The 1793-nt window shown below is 34.1% G+C and carries 2 protein-coding genes; one reads left to right on the forward strand and one right to left on the reverse strand.

The annotated features are described in order from the left end of the window. Nucleotides 1–31 precede the first annotated feature (31 nt). On the reverse strand, nucleotides 32–985 hold the full coding sequence (locus tag ABGX27_01535) for a KpsF/GutQ family sugar-phosphate isomerase (protein MEO2068177.1): 954 nt from the start codon (nucleotides 983–985) through the stop codon (nucleotides 32–34). Nucleotides 986–1044: 59 nt separating this feature from the next. Between ABGX27_01535 and ABGX27_01540 the strand changes: the two genes are divergently transcribed. After that, nucleotides 1045–1793, forward strand: a 749-nt coding sequence (locus tag ABGX27_01540; GenBank protein MEO2068178.1) for an RNA polymerase sigma-54 factor, incomplete at its 3' end; no start/stop codon positions are given.

Here is a 1793-nt window from a genome sequence, read left to right on the forward strand (position 1 = left end):
TTTACCATAATTTAATCAGCAATTTTGAATTCTATCCAATTCTTCTTCCCAAAATATCGTGTAAATGAATTATTCCAACAACCTTTCTTTCACTATCTACCACCGGTAGGACGGTTATCTTATACTTTTCCATCACTTCAATAGCCTTTTCTGCAAAAACATCTTCTCTAATAGTTTTAGGATTTTCAGTCATTATTTCTTTTGCTAAAGTATCAAAGCTTACTTCCTTTTCAAAAGCTCGTCTCAAATCTCCATCAGTTATAATTCCAACAAGTTTTCCATTATCTATAACAAGAGTTGCTCCAACCTTTTTAGAAGATATTTCATAAATAACTTCTTTTAAAGAAGAGGTTGGAGAGACGACTGGAATGTCTTTTTCTTTTCTCATTAAATCCTTTATTCTTGAAAGCCTTATTCCCAGTTTCCCTCCGGGGTGAAATTTTGCAAAGTCTTCACTCTTAAACCCTTTCAGCCTCATCAAAGAAACTGCCAAAGCATCTCCAAGAGCTAAAGTTGCTGTTGTAGAAGTCGTAGGAGCAAGACCCAAAGGACAAGCTTCCTTTCTAACATTTAAAAGAAGAACAACGTCGGAAAGTTTTGCTAACGAAGAAGATGGGTTATTCGTTATAGCTATAATTGGTATTCCGAAACTCTTGAGTATTGGAACAATGTTCAAAAGTTCCGCAGTTTCTCCACTGTTAGAAACAGCAATGATTGTGTCATCTCCTTTAACCATACCAAGATCTCCATGGGCAGCATCGGCAGGGTGTAGGAAAAAGGCAGGAGTCCCAGTGCTTGAAAAAGTTGCGGCTATCTTCTTGCAGATCAGTCCAGATTTACCGACTCCCGTAAGAACAACTCTTCCCTTAGTATTCAATAAAAGTTTTACTGCTTTTACAAAGTTTTCATCAAGCTTTTCTGCTAAGGTTTTTAGAGATTCAGATTCTTCTAAAATAGTTTTCCTTCCTACTGCTAAAATATCCAACGTAAGACCTCCTTTTTTGGTATTAAATTTTAAAGATAAAATCTTTAACTTGGAGAAAAATGAGACAGAGTTTAGAACAGACAGAAAAACTTTCCTTGCAACTAAAGCTTAATCCCCACATTCTTTTAAACCTTGAGTTTCTCCAACTTCCCATTTTAAAGCTTGAAGATGTGATAAGAAAAGAAATAGAAGAAAATCCTCTACTTGAACTTGACGAAGAAGCAAGAAACGAAAAAGTTGAAGAAAAAGAAGAAGAAGAAACTATTTATGATTTTGTAGTAGAAGATGGGAATTTTACCTTCTATGAACCAAAGGAAGACAAAGAGATATCAATACCGTTTCAGAAGTCTCTCCAAGAAATACTTTTAGAACAGGCAAGATTGGAACTTTCCAGTGAAGATTTAAAAATAGCTAGATTTATGATAGAAAATCTTGACTCTAGAGGTTACCTTCTACTTTCTGAAGACGAAATTTCCAACGAACTAAAAGTTCCTTTAGAAAAGATTAAAGAAGTTAGAGAAAAAATTAAACGCTTTTACCCCGTTGGTTGTGCTTGCTATACCCTTTTAGAAAGTTTTAAAGCTCAGCTTGAAGAACTTGAAGTTCCAGAAAAGTTTTTAAAAGCTTTAGAAAAAATAGATGTTTTAAAAAAGGGAAAAAATATTTTTCGGAAAGAGGTTAACTTTACGCAGAAAGAAATGGAAGAATTCCTAAAAGTTCTACAAAGACTTGATCCAGAACCAGGAAATCTTGGAACTTTCAATGTTAAATTAGTTCCTGACTTAAAAGTAAGACTGGTTAAAGATGA

The sequence above is a fragment of the Desulfurobacteriaceae bacterium genome (assembly GCA_039832905.1).
Taxonomy (GTDB): domain Bacteria; phylum Aquificota; class Aquificia; order Desulfurobacteriales; family Desulfurobacteriaceae; genus Desulfurobacterium.